The sequence below is a fragment of the Methylobacterium sp. J-092 genome (assembly GCF_022829325.1).
Classification (GTDB): domain Bacteria; phylum Pseudomonadota; class Alphaproteobacteria; order Rhizobiales; family Beijerinckiaceae; genus Methylobacterium.
In genome coordinates, this window is sequence record NZ_JAKSXU010000134.1 from 1 (window position 1) to 738 (window position 738).

Annotated in this window: 1 pseudogene; it reads right to left on the bottom strand. The window is 66.7% G+C overall.

Annotated features, from left to right (window positions below):
• Positions 1 to 717: pseudogene (locus MKK60_RS16930) on the bottom strand (AI-2E family transporter); the annotation flags it as partial.
• Positions 718 to 738: the final 21 nt, after the last annotated feature.

The following is a 738-nucleotide window of genomic DNA, read 5'->3' on the forward strand; positions in this document are numbered from 1 at the left end:
CCAGAACAGGGTCGAGACGATCACCGCAAACGGCGAGAGCCCGGTGGAGTGGCCGTAAAGCAGCGGTTCGATCACCTGCCCGAAGATCGGCTCGGCGATCAGGAACAGGGCCGCTGTGGCGATGACCATCGACCAGCCCGGATCGACGGCGGCGGCGAGGGCCACCGGCAGGATGCCTGAGATGAAGGCGCCGATGTAGGGCACGAAGCGCATCAGCGCCGAGAACACCCCCCATAGGAGGGGGTTGGGCACGCCGATGAACCAAAGGCCGACACCAACGATGACGCCGAACGCGGCGTTCATGCCGAGCTGGGCGAGGAAGTAGGTGCCGAGGCGACCGGCGGCGTCGTCCATGGCGACGGTCGTGCGATGCAGGTCGCTCGATCCGAACAGGCGGATCATGCGGTTGCGCAGGTCCTCGCGCTGCAGGAGCAGGAACACCACGACGACCAGCACGATGCCGACCGTGGTCAGCGGCGGCCGGTCGCCGAGCAGGCTGTCGAGGAACTCAAGGCTGTCGACGTGGCGGCCGAGCACGACGAGGCAGACGGTGAACGGTGTCGCCAGGATCAGGCCGATGGGCCCCCATAAGAAACGCCAGAACAGGGTCGAGACGATCACCGCAAACGGCGAGAGCCCGGTGGAGTGGCCGTAAAGCAGCGGTTCGATCACCTGCCCGAAGATCGGCTCGGCGATCAGGAACAGGGCCGCTGTGGCGATGACCATCGACCAGCCCGG